Below are 21,042 nucleotides of genomic sequence, written 5' to 3' on the forward strand. Positions count from 1 at the left end.
CGATCCTTCGTCCGACGCGAGCTCTTCGTCCGTCGCCTCGACGAGGTCGTCATCCGCGGTGTCACGCGCGGGCGGCAGGACGTCGAGGACGGTCACGCCGTGGAGGCGGAGCGACGCGCTCGGCGCCGCGGTCCGGAGCCGGACGTCGGCGACTTCACGTCTCGTTGCCCCTGGGCCCGAGCTCGGACTGCGACTCGTCGCCGGCAGCGATGGCCTCATACCGTTGCCGGAGCTTGCGACGGATGTAACGCTCGAAGAGTCCGAGTCCGAAGGTAATCGCGAGAAGGTAGAGGGCGGTCGAAGCCCACCACGGTATAATTCCATACCAAAGATCTTGCAGGACATACGTCCAGAACAGCAGGCATGGCACGATGAACCACTTCGCATGCCGCCAGACATCGCGCCGGTTCCAGAACGAAAGCGTAGGCAGGATGCCCCACCGCTGAGGCCGGGAGAGGTTACCGCGTCCGCTGGCCTTCTGAAGGGCCAGGTCGTTCTGGTGTATCAGATCGGACATTCTGGTTTACATTCATTGTTACAATTGATGCCGTCAATCTTCTTCTGAGTGTTCTTTCCGACGATCGTACACCCAACGCAGGAGACCAGGTTAGTACAACAGCTCACAAAGGCGGCCGTCAACACCGCCGAGATCGCCCACTTGAAGACTCCGCACGCGGGATTCTTGCGGACCTCGAACAAGGCCTCGTCGCTCCCGACATGCTGCAGAAATTCAGAGCGCAAGCCCATCTCCCCTGCACGCTCGGAGAGCCACACACGTTTGTCATCGTTGCCGTCGCCGGCGATAATGATGTGCGGCTGGCCCGCCAGCGAGACGACGACCTCGACGTATCGACCAGGAACCACATAAGACTCGACGGCGGCTTCAGCGCCCCAAGCATCAATGAGGAAGCCAGTGCGAAGATCAAGTCCGTCGCTCGCATCAACCGCGGGTTTTTCCGGCAGTGGTCGGTCGGTGCCGGAGGCGCCGTCATCCTCATCGCCGAGGGCGAGCGACGGGTTGAGGGGGTGGGTGAAGAGAAGCGCCGTCGCCAGGACATGATGAACCATCGGACGGATTTCATGGGCGACTCCGTTTCGACCGCAAACAAGGCGAACAGCGTTCGTGCTGGTGGTCACAAGCCGTTCGCCCACGAGCCGGCGCTTGAGCAGGGACGAGCAGCATCGAGCTGGACCACTCGCGCCGCGCAACGTTCTGCGCCTTCGGTAGGGCCTTGCCGTTGTCGAGGCGGCCCTTGTTCACCTCGGCGAGGAAATCGGGGCAGTGGGCCTCGGACCGCGCGTGAAAGAGCGGCCACAGCCAATTGCACGCGATCCACGGATGCCGGCGGCCAGGCGTGTGGCGTGCGGCGGCGGATCGGGCGCTTCGCCTGAGCATGCTTGCGTGCAGCGTCGCCTTGCTCATCCTGTGGATCTGGAGGTGGATGGCATGTCATTGCGGCTCCATGGTCGTTCGTATGCACGAGCGTCGTTCGCCGTGTTCGCGCTCTTCAGCTCGAGCTCGACCGCGGGGGCCGGTGAGCGGAAATCTGAGTTTTGTTATACAGAGGAGGTGATTCCACCGCTCGGGATCCCCGACGAGGCGAGCGATTTCTTCGTCGATCTCGATCAGAGCGGTCGCGTCCTCCTCACCGCCGCTCAGGGGCCGTTCGGCGAATCGGACGACGCGAGCGAGGCTTTCACGCGGGCGTATGTGTGGGCGGGTGCGGAGCCGCAGCCGATCGAGGTCGAAGGCTTCGCGCAGACGGACGGCCTGGCGCTGAACGAGCGCGGCGAGGTCCTGGTGCGCGCGGCGGTCGAGACCGGCGCCGCCGACGAGGTCGTTTGGGGACACGCGGTGGTGTGGAAGGCCGGCGAGGTCGTGGCCACCATCCCCGCGCCGGACGGCCTCTCGTTTGACGAGGGGCGGATCAACGCGCACGGCCACGTGGCCCTGAGGTCGGAGTACGACTATACGTCCGATACGCCGGTACACGCCTATCTCTGGCGGGGCGACGCCCTCGCCGACCTGGGGGAGAGCGAGCTCCACGACTTCAACGACGCGGACGAGGTCGTCGGGTTCGACCGCGCCGTCCCTGGATACGTCGTCTGGCGAGGGACCGAACGGCGCGTGCTGCCCACGAGTTGCCGGTCGCCGGTCGACTCGCCGGACGAGGCGCGAGTCAATCGGCATGGGCGGGTCGCGGCGGCGTTCGAGTGCGACTCGCGCCAGATCGGCATGACCTGGGCGGGTGACGAGGCGCTGGAGCTGCCGGGCGAAGGGGTCTGGATCGGCGATCTGAACGACCACGGCGACATCGTCGGTTCGGTCGTGCTCGAGGAGCGCCGGGCGCCGGCGCTGTGGCGGGACGGCGAGCTCACGGTCATCCCGCTGCCGCAAGGAGTCGAGGGCGGACACATCGCGGAGATCAACGAACAGGGCCGTTTCATCGGCACGTTCGAGATCGACTTCATCCCCTACTTCTTCGTCGGCGACAGCGACGGCGCGCAGCAATTGTCCGACCAGTGGGGAGGGGTGATGGTCGTCGGCGAGATCAACGACGCCGGGGTCATCGTCAACGCGGTGGCCGGGGACGACGGGGAGTTCGAGACGACCTCGATCTGGCGCCCATGTGCGGTCGAAGGCATCCGCTCGGGGGTCATCAACCATAAGTCAGGGTCTCGTGATGGTTGACTCATCGCATTTCGTGTCCTGGGTGCTACCGCATGCCGCGTCGAGCCCGAAGGGGAGGCGCCACGCCTGGCCCGCGCTGCCGCCCGTCGTGCTCGTGGGTGTCCTCGCGGCGCCCTGGCCGGGCTTCGCGGGCCAGACGAACGAGCCACCGACGACGGCGCGAGCGGACGACGCTCTTGCCGATTGTTACGTGCTCACGGTGATTCCGCCGGTCGGGATCGCGGAGGAGAACGGCCAGGCCCTCGTCGACCTCAACGAGCGCGGGCATGTGCTCCTCGACGCATTGCCCGAGGAGAGCGCCTGGGGGGAGGGTCGGGTGCCGCCTTCGGCGTTCGTCTGGACCGGCACCGATGCGGTTCCGATCGCGATCGAGGGGTTCTGGGAGACCCGCGCGGTCGAGATGAGCGACGACGATTCGGTGCTCGTGCTCGCCCGCGAAGACGCCGAATCACGGCAGCGTCACGCGGCCGTATGGCGGGATGGAGAGGTCCTGGCGGTGATCGCCGCACCCGACGGGGAGTATTTCTCCGCGGGGCGGATCAACCGGCGAGGCCACGTGGCGCTGCAGGCGATGCGCGAGGACTCGGGCTGGTGGGGGCCGTCGCGGGCTTACTTGTGGCGTGACGACGAGCTCACCGAACTCGGCGAATGGGAGCTCGGCGGGTTCGACGACGACGACGAAGTGTTCGGGTTCGACCCGGCGCAGGGAGAGATCGTGAAGTGGATCGACGAGACGACGGTATTGTCGACGACGTGCACGTCGCCGCTCGCCGCGGCCGAGGTGAAGGTCAGCGGCAACGGCAGGATCGCCGCCACCATCGAGTGCGAGGGCGAGCGGCACGCGGTCGCGTGGGTGGACGGAGAGCCGCGTGAGCTCCCCACGCTCGCGGGGAGGGACACCGCGGTGATCGACGTGAACGAGCGCGGGGAGATCCTCGGCGAGGTGGTGGACGAGGCGGTGGCGAACGTTCCGGTGCTGTGGCGCGACGGCGTGCTCATCGAGCTGCCGGTTCCTCCGTCGCGGTACGACGGGTCTTACCGCGACATCAACGAAGCGGGCGCCACGGTCGGGGCGTTCACGCTCGAGCCGCCCAGCTTCGGCTCCGAGGAGTTCCACTTCTTCGTCGCCGACGACGACCAGGTGCAGAAGCTGCCTTACCCGGAGCCGATGCAGCAGTTCTTCGGCGTCGAGGCCCGACTCAACGACCGCGGCGATATCGTGGCGTCCGGGGACCACGAGGGTTACGACCGGCGGACGCTGCACTGGCGGCCCTGTGAGGACGGCCCGGACGAGACGTCGCCGTGATTCTCGCGGCCGAGGCACGAAGGTCGGAGGATTTCACCATGCATCCATTGTCGCGCACGCGTCTTCCCGGGTCTCGCGCCCGGGCTGTCATGAACGAGCGGCCGTCGCTCGCGCCGGTGGTGCTCGCTGCGGTGCTGGCGGCGCCTTCGTCCGGCTTCGCCCGCGCCGGCGACCCGCTCCCCGCCTGTTACGAGCTCATGCTCGTCCCGCCGCTCGAGCCCGAATACGAGCGGGGACAGGTCCTGCGAGACATGAACGAGAACGGCGTCGTCCTGCTCGACGGCGTGCTCGACGCCGACAGCGTGGGCGACCTCCCGCAACGTCAGACGGCGTACACGTGGACCGGAGCCGAGGCCGTCCCCATCCTGATCGACGGGCTCATGCACACCCAGGGTCTGGCGATCAACGACCGCGACGAGGTCCTGGTCCTCGGCGGCCATGACGCGGACGTGTTCAACGGCTCCTGGACCGAGGCCGTGGTCTGGAAAGACGGCGAGGTCCTGGTGAGGATCTCCGGGCTGGAAGATTTCTCCTTCGAGCCCGCGGGCTGGATCAACGAGCGCGGTCATGTCGCCCTGAGGTCGGTTTACGAGCGGGAGGTCTATCGATGGGCAGAAGGCAGGTTCGAGTCGCTCGGATCGTGGGACGCCGTCGCCCTCCTCGACGATGACGCAGTGGTCGGATTCGACGACGTCGCCGGTGAGATCGTCCGGTGGGGCGATGAACGGACCGTGCTGCCCTCGCCCTGCGAATCTTCGCTGCAGTCCTTCTGGCCGAAGTTCAGCCGGGAAGGCGAGATGGCGGCGACCTACGAGTGTGACGGGGAGAGCCACGGCGCGATCTGGGACGATGGCGAGGCGCGAGAGCTGGCGAATCCGCTGGGCGGAGATATCAGCCTCATTGATGTGAACGATCGTGGCGATGTCCTCGGGGTCCTCTGGACGAGCGAAGACGGCGCCCGGGTCCCCGTGTCGTGGCGGGGCGACGGTGAGCTCGCGGAGCTCCCCGTCCCGCCCGGGATGGAGAGCAGCGAGTTCTGGGCGATGAACGAGCATGGCCTGCTCGTCGGCGTCTTCGCCCGGGGCGACCCCAAGGAGCTCCACTTCTTCGTCAGCGACGGCGACGAGGTGATGGAGCTCCCCGGCCCTGCGCTGGTGGTCGGGGATGAGTTCTCGATCCCGCGCCTCCTCATCGACGATCACGGCGACGTCGTCGCGTCCGTCGAAGGCGAGTTCGACATCTATCGATTTCCTACGTTGTACTGGCGGCCCTGCGCGGGTGAAGCCGGCAAGTCATAGTCGTGGTGCCCACCGGAGATTCGCCATGCAAGACGCTTCGCCTCCACGTTCCTCACCGCACCGGCGGCGCCGGGCGCCGTCCTGGCCGCCGCGGCTCGCCTTCACCGCAGCGCTGGCAGCGTCCGGCGCCGGGCTCGCGCGCGAACCGGAGACGACGGCGCGGGCCGGCGACGCGCTCGCCGAGTGCTATGAGCGCACCGTCGTCCCGCCGCTGGGGCTCGTCGACGAGAGCGGCCAGCGGCTGCGCGGCCTGAACGAGCACGGCGTCGTGCTCCTCGACGCGCTGCCGCACCGCGGCCCGGCGTGGTACGCGGGCGAGACCGGGCAGACGGCGTTCGTGTGGGCCGACGGCGAGGCGAGACCGATCGAGATCGACGGGCTCGTCCAGACGCTCGCGGTCGACATCAACGACCGCGACGAGGTCCTGGTCTTCGGGACATCCGAAGTGGGGGTGCTCCCGCGCTGGACCGAGGCCGCGCTGTGGCAGGACGGGGCGCTCGCGGCCAGGTTCTCGAGCCCGAGCGGCGTCCCGTTCGCCCACGGCGAGCTCAACGAGCGCGGGCACCTGGTGCTGGCGACCCGGGCGGTCACCACGCTCGCGGCGGAGGCCCCGGGACGGGTCTATCGCTGGCGCGGCGACGACCTCGAGGATCTCGGCGAGGGGCGCGTTCTGGCCTTCGGCGACGACGACACGGTCTTCGGGGTCGACTACGTGCCAGCGGAGCTCCACGGGACGGAAGTGATGGAGGAGAGGCTGGTCCAGTGGGGCGCCGAGAAGACGGTCTTGCCGACGACGTGTGAACCGTACGGCATCGGCCCCGTGGAGCTGAGCCCGCATGGAAGGGCCGTGGTCACGTACGACTGCGACGTCGGACGGCGCTCGGACGTCTGGGTCGACGGCGAGGCGCGAATGTTGCCGGTCCTCATGCGTGATGTCACCGAGGCGCTCGACTTGAACGACAGCGGGGACATCATCGGCCTCGCCATGACCAAGCACCTGGAGATGGTCCCGGTGTTGTGGCGAGGCGAGGCGATCCGCAGGCTGCCGACGCCGCCTTCGGCGCACGACGGGAGGTACACCGACATCAATCGGCACGGTCTCATGGTCGGGGTGTTCGACCAACTCGCCGACGACAAAGACGTCGATCTGCCGCTCTTCTATGTCAGCAACGGCAGGGCTGTGGCGGAACTGCCGTACCCGTCCCCGACGATGGGATACGGCGAGGCGTCCGCGCTCATGAACGATCGCGGGGACATCGTCGGGAGTACGGACAATCTCGGCTCCGACCATCGCACGATGCTCTGGCGCGCCTGCGAGCTCTGATCGCCGGCGTCGACCGATCGTCAGCCAGCGGCGTCGATGGTACCCGACCGCGAGTTCGGGGCCGTGCGGGAGGAGCCCGGGTGCGGTTCAGGGCCCCGCAGGCTCGCTCCGCTGCGGTGTGCGGCGGTCCGTGGTGGTCGCCGCGGACCGGGTGTCGAGGCGGTTCAAGTCCCGCGGGACTTGCTCCGCTTCGGCGCGGGCTTGGCCGCGGTCGTGGTGGCGGGCTTGGCCGCGGGGGCCCTGGAAGCCTTCGCGGTGCGCTTGGCCGCGGGGGCCTTGCCGGCCTTCGCCGCGGGCCTGGGGGCGGCCATCGCGGCGCGCAGCAGTTCCGCCGCGGGTTTGTTGCCGATCATTTCGGCGAGCGCGAGCGGGGTCTTGCCGTCGACGTCTTTGGCGTGCGGGTCCGCGCCCATGGCGAGGAGGAGGCGCGTGTGCTCCTCCATCCCCGCGCTCAGCCAGTAGGCCGGGTCACAGAAGGCGGCGTCGTGCAGGGCGGTGCGGCTCCACTGGCCCTTGATGTCGATGTTCATGCCGCGCTCGAGCAGCAGGCGGATCACGTCCGTGCGGCCGGCCACGCTCGCCCACTGGAGCGTGTTCTGGCCCGCGCCGCCGACGCGTTTCTTCGGATCGGCGCCGGCGTCGAGCAGGAACCGCACGACCTCGACGTGGCCCGCCCGGGCCGCGCAGGCCAGCGGGAGATCGCCGTCGATCTTCGCGTTGATGTCGGGACCTGTCTTCACCCATGCGCTCACCTCGTCGAGGCGACCCGCGGAGCACGCCTCGAGGATCTTCAGCTCGCCGACCTTGTGGCCGAGCAGGTCGTCGGCGCCGAGGTCCCCCTGGCTCGGGCGGAACATCGCGGGGGGGATCGTGCCGCGCTCGGCCGGGATGGCGCCGGCCGTCGCGACGTGCGTGGTCGGATCGAAGGCGATGACGTCGGGGTAACGGTCCGCGACGACGCGCTCCTCGATCGTCCGGACCAGCGCGTGATCCCTCCTGGCGAAATCAGGCACCTCCTCCGGCGAGCTGAATTGCTGGTAGAAGCCCGGCTTGGTCAGCCAATAGATCAGGAGCGCGGTCGCGCGATCGCACGCTGCGTCGTCGAGGATCCGCAGGAGAGCACGCGGACCGTCGTCCCAGTTGTGATGGTAGGCCGCGAGGAACAGCTCGTGTGTCCTCGTCAGCGGTCGAACCTCGTGGGCGCCGGGCATGGCGACCATGATGCGCCCGCTCGTCGCGAGGGCCGCGGACGCGCCGCGAGGGCCGCGGTGCCTATCCGCACGCGCTCGTCACGGCGCAGTCGGGCTCGCCTCGACTGCGCCGGGCTCGTTCGCGGGCTCGGCCGGGGCGGGCGCGAGGACCGTGCGGAAGGCCCGCAGCGCGGACGCGTGGAAGATCGTGCTGTGGTGCTCGTCGGGCATCGGCTCGTGGTGCCAGCGCACGCCCGGCGCGTCGACCTCGCGCAGCGCGTCGACGATGGACTGCACGTGTCGCTGGATCTCCGGCTCGTCGGAGGTCGCGACGTAGAGCGTCCGCGGCGGCTGCCCGGGCCGCTGCAGCAGCGGCGCCGCCTGCTGCACGAGCGACCCGCGGCTCCACCACACGCTCGGGTCGACGGCGACGTAGGTATCGAACAGCCCGGGCTCGAGGAAGAACGTCTCGAGCACGAACAGGCCGGCCAGCGATTCGCCGACGATCGCCGACTCGTCGGTGGTGCGAAAGCGTCGCTGGATCTCCGGCATCAGCTCATCGCGGATGAACCGGCGGAATGCAGCCGAGCCGCCGACGCGCGGGGCGATCTTGCGGTCCTCCGGATCGTCGGTCGGGCCGGTGAGGTCGCGGCGGCGCTCGGTGTTCTCGATGCCCACGACCAGGAACGGCCGCATGGTCCCGTTGACCGTCGAGACCTGGACGATCCCGGTGATATGATGGAAGTCCTCGTGCATGCCGCCGTCGGGCATGTAGAGCACGGGCAGGGGCGGGCCGCCCGCGTCGTGGCCGGGTGGGGTGTAGACATTGATCCGTCGCGTCTCGCCGAGCACCCGCGAGTCGATCGTGATCGAGCGACCGAGCACGAGCTCGGCGGGCGCCGGCGCCCGCCCGGATCGAGGTGCCGCACAGGCGCACAGGCACGTCAGCAGGCAGGCGAGTGGGACGGTGCAGCGATGCATGCGAGCCCGGCCCGGGACCTGAACACGGAAGCGCGCGCGGGTCAAGCCGCGCGAGGTGACGGCGACGGTGTGGGCAATGGGCGCTCGCCGTGGCGGCCCGTCAGCCCTGCTCGCGCGCCTCACCGGCGAACTGACGCCGCAGATAGGGGGCAGTGCGGCTCGCCTCGACCTCGCACACCGCGCGCGGCGGTCCGCTGGCGACCACGCGGCCTCCGACATCGCCGGCGCCGGGACCGATGTCGATGACCCAGTCGCAGGCGGCGACGATCCGCAGGTCGTGTTCGACGAGCACCACCGTGTTGCCGCCGTCGACCAGGCCCTGCAGGCGCGCCATCAGCTTGTCGACGTCGGCCGGGTGGAGGCCCGTGCTCGGCTCGTCGAGGACGTAGAGCGTGTCGCCGCGCTGCGCCCGCTGGAGCTCGGTCGCCAGCTTGATCCGCTGCGCCTCGCCGCCCGAGAGCTCCGTGGCCGGTTGACCGAGCCGGAGGTAGCCGAGGCCGATGTCGTGCAGCAGCGCGAGGGGCCGGTGCACCGACGGCTCGTCGGCGAAGAAGCCGCGCGCCTCGTCGACGGTCATGCGCAGCACCTCGGCGATGTTCTTGCCGCCCCACGTCACCTGCAGCGTCTTCTCGTTGTAGCGCGCGCCGTGGCAGGTCGGGCACGGCGCGTAGACGCTCGGCATGAACAGCAGCTCGACGCTGACGAAGCCCTCGCCCTCGCAGGTGTCGCAGCGGCCGCCGGCGACGTTGAACGAGAAGCGGCCGGCGTCGTAGCGCCGCGCTCGCGCCGTCGGCGTGGCGGCGAACAGCTTGCGCACCGCGTCGAACAGGCCGGTGTAGGTGGCGAGGTTCGAGCGCGGCGTGCGACCGATCGGCCGCTGATCGACCCGCACGAGCCGGCGCAGACCCTCGACGCCGGCGTGGATCCGTCCGGCCGTCGCGGTCGCGACGCTCGGCGCGGCGGCGTCGTCCTCGTCGTCTTCCGCGGCCACCTTCTGGCCGAGGTGCTCGCCGACCAGCTCGACCAGCGCCTGACTGACGAGGCTCGACTTGCCCGAGCCGGACACGCCGGTGACCGCCGTCAGGGCGCCGAGCGGGAAGCGGACGTCGAGCCCGCGCAGGTTGTTGCGGGTGACGCCGCGCAGCTCGAGCCAGCCGCTCGCGGCCCGCGGCGTCCTCGCCTGTGTCGCCGCCGCAGAGGCGAACAGGTAGCGGGCGGTCTGCGAGCCGGTCACGCCCTCCAGGCCCGCCGGCGGGCCGCTGTAGAGCACCTCGCCGCCGTGCTCGCCGGCCCCGGGCCCGACGTCGATCAGCCAGTCGGCGCGGCGCATGGTGTCGAGGTCGTGCTCGACGACGAACAGGGAATTGCCGGCGCGTCGCAATTGCTCGAGCGCCCGCAGCAGCGCCTCGTTGTCGGCGGGGTGCAGCCCGGCGGTCGGCTCGTCGAGCACGTAGACCACGCCGAACAGGTTCGAGTGGAGCTGGGTCGCCAGGCGCAGCCGCTGCAATTCACCGGAGGACAGGGTCGGGGTGCTGCGATCGAGGGACAGATAGCCGAGGCCGAGCTCCTGCAGGGTGGCGATCCGCCCGAGCAGATCGTGGGCGATCCGCTGCGCGGCGAGCCGCTTCTCGGGCGACAGGTCGGGCGTGCGGCGCACGTCGGGCGCGCCGGCGTGTGCCGAGCCGCCGGCGGCGACGCGACGCGCGGTGTCGCGGCGCGCGGCGGCCCGGCTCAGCGCGCTCTTGCTGCGCGTCGGGACGTCGTCGAAGAGGCCCTGCGCGGCCGGAGCGAGCACCTCGGCCAGGCGATCGAGGGGCAGCTGCGACAGCTCGCCGATGTCGAGCCCGGCGAAGGTGACGGCCAGGGCCTCGGGCTTGAGGCGCTTGCCGCGGCACACCGGGCACACGGTGCCGGTCATGAACCGCGCGACGCGCTTCTTCATCAGCGCGCTCTGGGTGGTGGCGAAGGTGTGGAGCACGTAGCGGCGCGCGCCCATGAAGGTGCCCTGGTAGCTCGGCTCGAGCTTCTTGCGCAGCGCCGCGCGCGTCTCGGCCGGCGTGAAGCCGGCGTACACCGGCACCGTCGGCTGCTCCTCGGTGTAGAGGATCCACTCGCGGTCCTTCTTCGGCAGCTCGCGCCACGGGCGGTCGACGTCGTAGCCGAGGGTCACGAGGATGTCGCGCAGGTTCTGCCCGTGCCACGCCGGCGGCCACGAGGCGATCGCCTTGTCGCGGATCGACTTGCTGTCGTCGGGCACCATCGAGCGCTCGGTGACCTCGTAGACGTGACCGAGGCCGTGACAATTGGAGCACGCGCCCTGGCTGGTGTTGGGCGAGAAGTCCTCGGCGTAGAGCATCGGCTGCTTCGCCGGATAGGTGCCGGCGCGCGAGTACAGGAGGCGCACCTGGCTCGAGATCGTCGTCACGCTGCCGACCGAGGAGCGCACGCTCGGCGCGCCGCGTTGCTGCTGCAGAGCCACGGCGGGCGGCAAGCCGTCGATGCTGTCGACGTCGGGGACACCGACCTGATCGATGAGGCGGCGCGCGTAGGGAGCGACCGACTCGAAGTAGCGGCGCTGCGCCTCGGCGTACAGCGTGCCGAACGCGAGCGAGGACTTGCCCGAGCCCGAGACCCCGGAGAACACGACGAAGGCGTCGCGCGGGACGTCGACGTCGACGTTCTTGAGGTTGTGCTCGCGGGCGCCGCGCACACGGACGCAGCGCATGGCGGACGGGGTGGGGTCGTCGGGCCGGGACATCGCGGCGGGAGCCTAACCCCGATCCGGGGCGGAGCCGACGGCGCTCGCGCCAGGGCGTGCAGGCCCGCGGCGCGGTCGAGACGCCGAAGATCGTCCGCGCGGCGGAGAACGCGTGCACCGCCGCGACGATGTCCGCGAGCGCAGCGGAGCAGCCCTTCGTCGCACACGCGCGGTGAGCTGTCGCCGTCGGGCTCTCCGTCGTCGCCCGCGCCTCAGTCGCACGGGTCTTGACCCGGCGCCGCGCATGCGCAGGCGGCCGGCTCGGACGGATCGCCGGTGCAAGGCGCCCAGCCGAGCGGGGGGTCGGCCCAGGTCAACGTGAACCGCACGACCTGATGCGTGCTCAGGTCGTAGTAGAAGCCAGGATCCTCCCCGGACACTCCGGGCACGCCGGGGAACCACAGGCACGCCGGGACCGCGGCGCCGCAGGTGCACGCCTGATCGACGACCGACACGGTCGGCACCTCCCTGAATTCACCGCAGCCCGACTCGAGGCAGGTGGTCTGATCGGTGATCGCGTGGCAATCCGCGGGCGGGGCCTCGCCCGCGGGGTAACAATAATGACCGCCGCAATTGTCCGTGAGGTTGCACGCGCAGATGCCCTCGATATCGAAGCACTCCACGACCGTCTGGCTGCAGCCGCCGGCGATGTCGTGGGCGTAGCAGACCTCGCCGGGGCCGCAGGGGGCGTCGTCGCAGGAGCGGCGCAGGCAGCCCTCGGCGTCGAAGGGGCTGCCGAGCGCGCCGCAGTTCTGCTCGTCACAATCCACGGGGATCGTGCACATGTGCGCCGGGTTGTCGCACATGGCCGGGCCGCCCGTGGTGCCGCTGGCCGTGTCGGACTCCGAGGCGCTGACGGGGCCGAAGGTCGCCGTGTCGGACTCCGAGGCGCTGACGGGGCCGAAGGTCGCCGTCTCGGACTCCGAGGCGCTGACGGGGCCGAAGGTCGCCGTGTCGGACCCCGAGGCGCTGGTGGGGCCGAAGGTCGCGGTCTCGGAGCTGCCGACGCTCGAGTCGCTGCTTGGCTCGCTCGTCGTGTTCAGGGCGTCCGACGAGGCGCCGAGGTCGGTGTTGCCGCCGAGGATCTCGGGCAGCGCGCACGCGGCGAGCACGAGCGGGAGCGCGAGGATGGACGCGGCGATGCGAATGTTCGTAGGCGAATGCATGGATATCTGTCTCCTTCCATTCAGGGGTCATCTCCGGCCCGCCGGCGATCCTTCACCGCACACATTCGAAAAATTCGCGTGGCGCTGCGCGACCGCCGAGCCGGGGTGCTCGGCGAACAGGCGCGCGGCGACCGCGTCGGCCTGCACGCGGTCGCCGGCGAGGCACAGCGCCTGCACGCGCGCGGCCTCGCGGAGGTCGAGCAGGGCGCCCTGCGGAAATTCTCGGGTGTGCTCGGCGATCGCCGCGAGCGCGCCCGCAGCGTCGTCGGCGCCGAGGCGGGCGTTGGCCCGATCGAGCAGCGCGACCTCCTCGGCCAGGCGATCGGGGGCGGACGGCGCCGGCCTGGAGGCGCGCGGACGCTGCGGCGCCACCGGGACCGGCGGCTCGAGCACGGCGGCCTCCTCGGGCGCGTCGCGCTGCGTCGACGCGACCGACTCGTGCACCGGCGCGGGCTCGCGGCTCGGCGGGCTCGCCGGCGGTTCGCCCCGCGGCACGACCACGGCGACGACGGCCGCGGCGGCGATCAGCGTGGTCGCAAACACGGCGCGCGTGCTCGCCAGCAGCCCGAGACCGACCGCGGCGCCCGGCCGCGCGAGCGCCGGCGCGAGCACCATCCAGCTGCGCTGCTCGGCCCCCTCTGGCGGGGCCTGCTGCGCGCGCGCCTCGGCGATCCACCGCTCGAGCTGCTGCGGATCGGCGAGCACGCGCTGCAGCTGCTGGCGCGCGAGGCGGATCCGCGAGTACACCGTGTTGAGCGGCAGGCCGAGCTCGGACGCGATCTCGGGCCCGCTCATCCCGAGCAGCTCGGTCATCTCGAACACGACACGGGTGCCGGCGCCGAGGCCCGTGAGCAGGCGGTCGAGCTGCTGCGCCGCGACGACGCGCTCTTGCGGGGGCGCCCTCGGCCCGTCGTCGAGGTCGGCGAAGGCCGCGAGCCGCCGCGTGTGGCGGAAGGCGGTGCGGCGGTAGCGAGAGGCGATCCGGCGCGTGATGCCGTGGAGCCACGCGCGCTGCGAGACCTCGAAGCGGAGCTGGTCGAGGCGGCGATAGGCGGTGATGAACACGTCCTGCACGGCGTCCTCGAGCGCGCCGGGGGGGACGCCGAGGCGCCGCGCGACCGACCACACGAACGCGAACTCCGCGCGGTAGAGGACGTGGAACGGGCGAAGCTGCGCCTCCGCGGGGCGGCGGACGGGCGCGAGGCTGGGTTCGGTCGCGTGCATGCTCCGTCGATCGTCTATCTCCGGCCCCCGGCGCGCTCCGTCACCGGCGATCACGGATCCGCAGCTCGAGGCCGACGAGCAGCCGACCCGACACCGGCGACGGCTCGAAGAGGACGACCGTCGGCCCGGGATCGCGCAGCTGGAAGCTGGGGCGGACGGCGGCGACGCCCTGCAGCGCCGCCGACAGGGCCAGGCGCGGGTGGAAGCGCCAGGCGACGCCGGCGGAGAGCACCCCGCCCACCCAGGGGCCGAAGGCGGCGCGATCGATCGCCGGCCCGCGCGCGACGCCGCGCACGCCGCCGGCCTCGACCCCGCCGCACAGCGGGAACTCGAGCGCGCCGCGGCCCAGACGCGCGCAGAATTGCACGCTCGCGGCGAGCAGCCAGGCGCGCAGGTCGGCCTGAGGCAGCTCCCTGCGGCGCGGCGCGACGAAGGTGCCCTGCAGCTCGACGCGCAGGCGCGGCCACAAGAGGCCCAGGGCCAGGCCGAGGGCCCCGCTGAGCCCCGGCACCGCGCCGTACTCGGGGCCGCCGTGGACCCGCACGAGGCCGCCCGGAGCCGCGGCGCGCGAGACCGCCCGATCGGGCGGGGCGGCCACGGGCGCCTCCGCGCGGCTCCCGGGCGGCGGGGCGAGCGGCGGGGGGACGGGGACCGGCGAGGCTTCGGAGGCCGGCGCGGACGGCTCGGAGTCGCGCGCCTCGGGCGGCTCGGAAGCAGGGGAGGGCTCGACGGGCGCGGCTTCCGGCTCCTCGACCTCCGCCGCGGCCTCCGTCGCCGCATCGACGGCGAGCGCGATCCGCAGCGCCGTGGCGTCGACCAGCGGAGCGCAGGCGTCGGCGCCGAGCTCGCGCCGTTCATGGCGCGCGCCAGTCTGCAGGTCGAGGCGCAGGACGTAGCGCGAGCCGGCGCGGGTGATGCGGGCGTCGATGCGGGCCTGACCCGGCACGAGCGGCTGGCCGCGGCGCTCGGCGATCCCCCGCAGCAGCGCCGCGCGGTCGGGGCACTCGGGCGGCGCGGTCCAGCGCACCTCGACCTCCGCAGGCGGGGGCTCGGGCACTTGCGCGAGCCCGAACAGCCCCAGGGACGCGGCGCGCAGGATCATGGCGGCCGCGGACAGTAGCACGGCCGCCGGGGCGACGCCGACCGTCAGCGCCGCGCGCCGACCAGACCCTCGTCCGGAGGCGCCCCCGTGGATCTGTCCGAAAGGGCAGCTCGAGAGAACCGTGAGGCCGAGCCGGCGGCCCTCGATCGACGGGTGAGCACGTCGACGCCGCCGGCGAGGAGCTCCTCGCCGGCTCCGACGTGGGTCAGGGCGTCAAGCACCACAGGGTCGAGCGGTCGATGCCGGACTTGTAGGCGACGTAGCCGGAGGTCTGCTCGTCCGGGCACTGCGACGGCGCCGACACCCACGGCAGGCACTTCGAGCCCTGGCCGTCGTCGTCGTAGCAGTGGCCCGGCCGACCGTCGCCGCCGCAGTAGAGCGCGGTCGGGGTGTCGACGCAGGGCTCGCCGAGCGGCGCCGGGTCGATGCCGCTCATCTGCAGCAGCGCCTCGGGCAGGCACAGGTTGTAGCCGCCGCCGCAGTGGGTGCCGGCGGGGCAGCCGGGCGCGTCGGACAGCACGTCGCAGACCCGGCCGCACGCGTGCCCGTCGCCGAAGTCGATGCAGCGCAGGCCGAGCGCGCAGTCCGAGTCCCACCCGTTCGGGTCGGCGAGCACGCACGCCTCGCCCTCCTGCTTCTCGCCGCCGGTGACGCACACGCCGTCGGTGCCGATCGCGTTGACCGGCATGCAGTACTGGTCCTCGGGGCATGCGTCCGCGGTGAACGGCGAGCAGCCGTTCGGCCGCCGCACGTCGTACTCGGCCTCCTCGATCCACCAGCACGCCCCGCCCGGCACCGGCTCGAGCAGGTCGCCGTTCTTGATCATCTCGCGCAGCTCGACGTGACGCACGAAGCCGTGCGTCTGGTGCGGCGACACCATGTCGACGATCTCGAGCTCGCCGGCCACGGCGACGAACTGCCTGGTGTACTTGTCGACGTCGTAGTCCTCCTGATAGACGACGGCGGCGCTGCTGACGGGCAGGTACGTCTGCACGTTGTTGGGGATGGCGTGGTTGGGGTCGGGATCCAGCAGGTGCGCGCCGGGGGCGAGGTCGCCGTCGAACAGGATCCGCAGCAGGTCGAACAGCGCCGGATCGGCGGTGATGCTGGTCTGGGTCGACGGCGTGCGGATCCACGGCACCGGCTGCGCGCTCTCGTTCTGATACTCCTGCTGGCTGAGGAGCTCGATCCCGGCGAGCGGCAGATCCTCGCAGTCCTCGGGCTTGAGCGGCCCGCCGGTGGTCGTGTCGCCGGTGGTGTCGCCGGTGGTCGTGTCGCCGGTGGTGGTGGTCTCCTCGACCGCGCCGGTGGTGGTGGTCGTGTCGCCGGTGGTCGTGTCGCCGGTGGTCGTGTCGAGCACGGTCGTGTCGCCGGTGGTCGTGTCGAGCGTCGTCGGCTCGGTCGCGGAGCTCGTGCTCGTCGGGCTGGTGGTGGTGGTCCCGGGCTCGGTGGTCGTCGTGAGCGTCGTCGGAGCGCCGGTCTCGCTCGGGTCGACGTTCGCGGTGGTCGGGCCGGCGGTGTCGGTCTCGCTGCCGGCCTCGGTCGCGGTCGTGTCGCCGGTGTCCCCGGGGCAACCGGCGGACAGCAGCGAGGCGCTGAATGTAAACAGGGCGCCGGCCGAGAGGCGCGGCAGGGCGTATGTGGAGATGGTCCTAATCATGCGGGCGGACCATATCCGTCAAGTCCGGCAGACACGCAACAGCGGCCCCGGGGAATTTCGCGGGCGGCCGCTCGCGCGAATGCAAGCACCGGCGGCAATCGACCGAATCACAGCATTTGCGCACGGTCGTCCCCGGCCGGCGCGGGCAGGGCGTCGGAATCCTCATGTGGACAGCACGCGGCCCGGTGAGCGATACCCCGACCGCGAGCACGGGCGTGCGCCCACGGGGACCGCCGCTGCGCCGGCGTTGCGCTCGAATCACGGCACTGTTCGGAGTTCTCGCACGCCCGCGGAGCGCCGGCCTCGTGCGTGCCCGGATGCAATTACGCCGAGCGCGGCAATGGCACGGTGTCCGTGGCGCCGAGCTCCACGGCGAGTGAATGGTCCACGATTCAATGTCGATTCGGCTCGGGCGAACATACCGCTGTTCGGTTCCATATCCACGGCTGCAAATTATGGCCGGAGATCGAGTCGACAGCGGCCGAGACGAGGGTTGATCGCCATCCATGGCCCTGGTGTTCCACGTCGACGAGCGGACGCGGGCCCCCGCGCCCTCGTCGGGCGGCGATGCGCCGCGAGCGAGCGCGGCAGTGCGCGCCGATGCACCCCGCGGCCGGCGGTGCGAGTGCCACGGGTTTTGCGATATGCTCGCCGCGTGACCGAGGTCGAGCCCGCACCGGACGTCGAGGCCGAGCTGCGCGCGCTGTGTGACGAGCAGCGGTGGCATGACGCGGCGACGTGGATCGTCCAGCGCTACGGTCGCGAGCTGTTGACGTACGTGGTGGCGATCGGCCGCAGCGAGATCGACGGCGCCGAGGCGTTCGCCCAATTCACCGAGGACCTGTGGCGCGGGCTGCCGCGGTTCCGCTGGCAGTGCGCGGCGCGGACGTGGTGCTACACGCTGGCCCGCAACGCGCTGTTCCGGGTGCGCCGCACGACGCGGCGCGGCGCTCCGGTGGTCGCGCTGTCCGACGCCCCCGAGGTCGGGCGGCTGGCCGAGCAGGTGCGCAGCGCCACGATCACGTACCTCCGCACGCAGGTGAAGGACGCGGTCGCCGAGCTGCGGGAGCAGCTCGCGCCCGACGACCAGGCGATCCTGATCCTGCGCGTCGATCGCAGGTTGTCCTGGCTCGACGTCGCTCGCGCGCTGGCCGGCGAGGACGAGCTGGCCGACGACGAGCTGGTCCGCCGCTCGGCGACGCTGCGCAAGCGCTTCGGCCGGATCAAGTCGGACCTCAAGAAGCTGCTCGAGCCGCGGGTCCGCGGGGCCTGAGCCGTCGGCGAGGGCCAACTTCACTGCCGAGGCTGGCGACGGCCGCAAGGGCGCAACGAACGGTCATGCGAAAACATGCGCGGCGCGTGATAAGAGGTTGTCATGGGTTCGGACGCCCCCTCGATTCGGAACGCACGACCTGAGGATGCTCCGCTGCTCGCGGCGGCCGAGCGCGCGATCGCACGCGTGCCGGGGAGGCTCGCGTCGCGGCCGGACGAGATCGACGACGACGCCGTTCGCGGGACGATCGTCGCGCTCGACGAGCGCGGCGACGGCATCTATCTCGTCGCCGAACGCGAGGGCACGATCGTCGGCCATGCGTTCCTGGAGGCGCTCTCGCTCGCGGTGACGTCGCACGTCGTCCGCCTGACGATCGCCGTCCACGAGGGGCATCAAGGCCAGGGCGTCGGCAGGGCCCTCATGAACGAGCTGCTGCGCTGGGCCCGGTCGAACCCGCGCGTCGAGAAGGTCGAGCTCCAGGTGCGCTCGTCGAACGGCCGCGCGATCGCACTGTATCGCTCGCTCGGGTTCGTCGAGGAAGGACGCAAGACGCGGCGCTTGAAGATCGGCCCGGATGTGTACATCGACGACATCTACATGGCGCTGTGGGTCGGTCCGTAGCGGTGCCCCGTCCGCGAGCGGGGGGCCGTAGGCGACGACGCGGGCCGAGCACGCGCTGTGGTGATCGCGTCGAATCGCGAGTTTTTGCTCGCGCCGCGGGTCCGCGTCGATCGAAGCGCCGGGGCGCGGCCGAGCGCGCGCTGATCCGCAGGAGAGTGGTTATCATCGGCGCGTGGAGGGGACGTGAGCGGGCTCGGCTCGACGATGGCGACCGGCGAGGGCGGCCTCACGCCGTCGCAGGAGCTCGGCTCGCTCGCGTCGGTGCTCGTGGCGCTGGCTCGCACCGAGTCCGCGTCGCTGGCCCCGGGCACGCTGGTCGCGGATCAGTACCGCATCGAGCGACCGCTCGGGGAGGGCGGCATGGGCGTGGTGTTCCTGGCGCGGGACATCCGGCTCGACCGCGAGGTCGCGGTGAAGGTGTGCTCGGGGCTGTCACGCTCGGCGGTCCACCGGATCCAGCGCGAGGCGATGGCGCTGGCCAAGCTCGCCCACCCGAACGTGGTGGTGGTGTTCCAGGCCGGCGAGTTCGACGGTCGCTTCTTCATCGCCATGGAATACGTCGCCGGCGGGACGGCGCGCAGCTGGCTCGCGGCGGCGCAGCGGCGGCCGCACGAGATCGTCGCGCTGTACCTCGAGGCGGGGGCGGGGCTCGCGGCGGCTCACGCGGCGGGGCTCATCCACCGGGACTTCAAGCCCGACAACGTGCTGGTCGGCAGCGACGGACGGGTCCGCGTCGCCGACTTCGGGCTCGCGCGAGCCGGGCGCGACGGCGGCGAGGTCGAGCCGAGCGCCGCGCCCGAGAGTCTCGTCGACCACGCTGTCCGAATAGGCATATTATTTCTGTCGCGGCTCGGCCTCGCGGGCCGCTCCGTCGCGCCAGGCCGCGCATCGCCATCCGGGCGGACTCGTGCGGCACGGCGCCGGACGGCGGCCGTGCGGCCGTGATCGCGCTCGATCGGGAGGCCGCCGCGATCCGGCGGTTGCGGGCGCCGCGAGCTCGTGGTCCCATCGCCGTCATGGTCGACGCCGACGGCCCGACGCTGCCCTCCCGGGCCGACATCGACGCCGTCCTGGCGTTCCTCCCGCTGCTCGAGCGCCCGGATTTCGAGGCCACCCGGTGGACGCGTCAGGGCTCGTGGCTCCCGCGCCTCGTCGACGCCCCCGAGGTGCGACAGCTCCAGCAGGCGCTCGCGCGGCACGGCTTCGTCGTCGCGTTCGACTGGCAATCGTGGCACGCCGAGGCCGAGCACTACCAGCGCGACCCCGCGGCGCTCGCCGGCGCCTCGCTGGCCGACGTGTGCAGGCTCTTGACCCTGCACCTCCGCAGCGACCGCTTCATCCACGGCCAATTCGCCGCGGCCGTCGCGTCGGGCCAGATCGCGGCGCTCCTGCGGCGCCTGCGGGCGATCCGCGACGTGGAGCTGGCGGCGCGGTGAGCGGTGGGTCTGATTCGACACGAACGCCGCACACGATTGCGACATCCACTCCAGGGCGCAGGCCGCGTGCACAGCGGGGGGAGTGGAAGGCCCCTGAGCGACGCGGAGTCCATGGCGCGCGCCCCGTCAGGGCGCCTCGATCTCGATGCACCATTCGTCGAGGATCCCCTGGTTCTCGGCGAACGGATCGGTCGTGATGTTCACCAGCACCTCGAGGGTCCACTCGCCGGCGAGGCCCATCCCGTCGAAGGCCGAGAGCGCCTCGCCGGGGACGAACGTCCCGACCAGCGGGTCGCCGAAGCAGAAGATGCCGCTGCAGCAGGCGAGGGCGTCGCCCTCGTCGTCGAATTCGACCGAGACGTCCTTGTTCTCCTCGCACTCGTTGTCGTGCACGAGGACGGTCGTGCCGCCGTGTGACAGGCGGATCTCGAAGTTCGACGAGCGCAGCGCGTTCGACAGGTTGATGAACAGGTCGACGTCGCCGACCGCCTCCGCGCCCGCGAGCGTGATCGTCTCGACCACCTTCGGACCGGCCGGGCTCATCGCGGCCGGCACCGGGACGGCCGGCGTCGCGCAGTGGCGCCCGGGTCCGCTGCTGACTCCGGTGGTGGTCGCGTCGGTGGTCGTCGTCGCGTCGGTGGTGGTGGTCGAGGTCGCGTCGGTCGAGGTCGGGCTCTCGGTGGTCCCCGGACCCGTCGACCCCTCGCCGCCGGTCGTCGTCGGGTCCGGTTCGCCGGTGCCGCCGGTCGTCGCGTTCGCGTCCGTCGTCGTGCTCGACGAATTCGTTCCTGCGCTCGCGCCGGTGCTGTCTCCGGGCTCCGGCTCGGAGCAGCCCGCGAAGGTCAGTGCAAGGGGGAAGATCCACAAATGCGCCGGGTACCGTTTCGTCATCGTGGGACCCACCGACGCCCGGGAGCCGCAATTATTGCCGGGGCGGCTGTTCGCGTCGCTGCATGCAGCCGCGTGAGCGGGCGAACCGTCACCGTCAGGCCGGGTCTTTCTCAGCTTCGC

The 21,042-nt window shown here is 71.4% G+C and carries 18 protein-coding genes; 8 read left to right on the forward strand and 10 right to left on the reverse strand.

Features of this window, described 5'->3' with window-relative positions; all coding sequences use genetic code 11:
* Window positions 1-154: 154 nt before the first annotated feature.
* Both K7C98_RS12915 and K7C98_RS12920 read right to left on the reverse strand, forming a co-directional pair.
* Window positions 155-517, reverse strand: a complete 363-nt coding sequence (locus K7C98_RS12915; protein WP_224191933.1) for a hypothetical protein — start codon at window positions 515-517, stop codon at window positions 155-157.
* Window positions 505-1,152: a hypothetical protein gene (locus tag K7C98_RS12920; RefSeq protein ID WP_224191934.1), complete on the reverse strand. Its 648-nt coding sequence runs from the start codon at window positions 1,150-1,152 to the stop codon at window positions 505-507. Before K7C98_RS12920 ends, K7C98_RS12915 begins: the two co-directional genes overlap by 13 nt.
* Before the next feature lie 250 nt (window positions 1,153-1,402).
* Between K7C98_RS12920 and K7C98_RS12925 the strand changes: the two genes are divergently transcribed.
* From K7C98_RS12925 to K7C98_RS12940, 4 genes are read left to right on the forward strand one after another with little or no spacing between them, the layout of a single operon-like run.
* Window positions 1,403-2,692: a hypothetical protein gene (locus K7C98_RS12925; RefSeq protein WP_224191935.1), complete on the forward strand. Its 1,290-nt coding sequence runs from the start codon at window positions 1,403-1,405 to the stop codon at window positions 2,690-2,692.
* Window positions 2,685-3,998, forward strand: a complete 1,314-nt coding sequence (locus K7C98_RS12930) for a hypothetical protein (protein WP_224191936.1) — start codon at window positions 2,685-2,687, stop codon at window positions 3,996-3,998. Before K7C98_RS12925 ends, K7C98_RS12930 begins: the two co-directional genes overlap by 8 nt.
* The gene (locus K7C98_RS12935) at window positions 3,995-5,296 is read left to right on the forward strand and encodes a hypothetical protein (protein ID WP_224191937.1); all 1,302 of its coding nucleotides are present in this window, start codon (window positions 3,995-3,997) and stop codon (window positions 5,294-5,296) included. Before K7C98_RS12930 ends, K7C98_RS12935 begins: the two co-directional genes overlap by 4 nt.
* Before the next feature lie 25 nt (window positions 5,297-5,321).
* Entirely contained in the window at window positions 5,322-6,620 is a 1,299-nt protein-coding gene (locus K7C98_RS12940; RefSeq protein ID WP_224191938.1) for a hypothetical protein, read from the forward strand.
* A gap of 164 nt (window positions 6,621-6,784) precedes the next feature.
* Here the strand turns inward: K7C98_RS12940 and K7C98_RS12945 are convergent, their stop codons facing one another.
* The 7 genes from K7C98_RS12945 to K7C98_RS12975 all read right to left on the reverse strand — a co-directional run bounded on the left by K7C98_RS12945 (window position 6,785) and on the right by K7C98_RS12975 (window position 16,701).
* On the reverse strand, window positions 6,785-7,831 hold the full coding sequence (locus K7C98_RS12945) for a DUF4274 domain-containing protein (RefSeq protein ID WP_224191939.1): 1,047 nt from the start codon (window positions 7,829-7,831) through the stop codon (window positions 6,785-6,787).
* A gap of 78 nt (window positions 7,832-7,909) precedes the next feature.
* On the reverse strand, window positions 7,910-8,791 hold the full coding sequence (locus K7C98_RS12950; protein WP_224191940.1) for an alpha/beta hydrolase: 882 nt from the start codon (window positions 8,789-8,791) through the stop codon (window positions 7,910-7,912).
* Window positions 8,792-8,891: 100 nt separating this feature from the next.
* Window positions 8,892-11,549, reverse strand: a complete 2,658-nt coding sequence (locus K7C98_RS12955) for an excinuclease ABC subunit UvrA (protein WP_224191941.1) — start codon at window positions 11,547-11,549, stop codon at window positions 8,892-8,894.
* A gap of 212 nt (window positions 11,550-11,761) precedes the next feature.
* The gene (locus tag K7C98_RS12960) at window positions 11,762-12,715 is read right to left on the reverse strand and encodes a hypothetical protein (protein ID WP_224191942.1); all 954 of its coding nucleotides are present in this window, start codon (window positions 12,713-12,715) and stop codon (window positions 11,762-11,764) included.
* Window positions 12,716-12,742: 27 nt separating this feature from the next.
* Window positions 12,743-13,939 (reverse strand): RNA polymerase sigma factor, encoded by a 1,197-nt coding sequence (locus K7C98_RS12965; protein ID WP_224191943.1) that lies wholly within the window; start codon window positions 13,937-13,939, stop codon window positions 12,743-12,745.
* Window positions 13,940-13,979: 40 nt separating this feature from the next.
* Window positions 13,980-15,041 (reverse strand): hypothetical protein, encoded by a 1,062-nt coding sequence (locus tag K7C98_RS12970; RefSeq protein ID WP_224191944.1) that lies wholly within the window; start codon window positions 15,039-15,041, stop codon window positions 13,980-13,982.
* A gap of 205 nt (window positions 15,042-15,246) precedes the next feature.
* Window positions 15,247-16,701 carry a hypothetical protein gene (locus tag K7C98_RS12975; RefSeq protein WP_224191945.1) on the reverse strand — a complete coding sequence of 485 codons (1,455 nt, stop codon included), beginning with the start codon at window positions 16,699-16,701 and terminating at the stop codon, window positions 15,247-15,249.
* Window positions 16,702-17,356: 655 nt separating this feature from the next.
* On the opposite strand from K7C98_RS12975, the gene K7C98_RS12980 reads away from it, so the two are divergent.
* The 4 genes from K7C98_RS12980 (at window position 17,357) to K7C98_RS12995 (ending at window position 20,031) form a co-directional block, all read left to right on the forward strand.
* Entirely contained in the window at window positions 17,357-17,974 is a 618-nt protein-coding gene (locus K7C98_RS12980; RefSeq protein ID WP_224191946.1) for an RNA polymerase sigma factor, read from the forward strand.
* Between the two features lie 102 nt (window positions 17,975-18,076).
* Window positions 18,077-18,595 (forward strand): GNAT family N-acetyltransferase, encoded by a 519-nt coding sequence (locus K7C98_RS12985; protein WP_224191947.1) that lies wholly within the window; start codon window positions 18,077-18,079, stop codon window positions 18,593-18,595.
* 183 nt (window positions 18,596-18,778) lie between these two features.
* Window positions 18,779-19,540 carry a serine/threonine-protein kinase gene (locus tag K7C98_RS12990; protein WP_224191948.1) on the forward strand — a complete coding sequence of 254 codons (762 nt, stop codon included), beginning with the start codon at window positions 18,779-18,781 and terminating at the stop codon, window positions 19,538-19,540.
* A gap of 71 nt (window positions 19,541-19,611) precedes the next feature.
* Window positions 19,612-20,031, forward strand: a complete 420-nt coding sequence (locus tag K7C98_RS12995; RefSeq protein WP_224191949.1) for a DUF6508 domain-containing protein — start codon at window positions 19,612-19,614, stop codon at window positions 20,029-20,031.
* A gap of 126 nt (window positions 20,032-20,157) precedes the next feature.
* On the opposite strand, the gene K7C98_RS13000 is transcribed toward K7C98_RS12995, so the two are convergent.
* Window positions 20,158-20,922 carry a hypothetical protein gene (locus K7C98_RS13000; RefSeq protein ID WP_224191950.1) on the reverse strand — a complete coding sequence of 255 codons (765 nt, stop codon included), beginning with the start codon at window positions 20,920-20,922 and terminating at the stop codon, window positions 20,158-20,160.
* Window positions 20,923-21,042 lie beyond the last annotated feature (120 nt).

This window comes from Nannocystis pusilla (assembly GCF_020073745.1).
Classification (GTDB): domain Bacteria; phylum Myxococcota_A; class Polyangia; order Nannocystales; family Nannocystaceae; genus Nannocystis; species Nannocystis radixulma.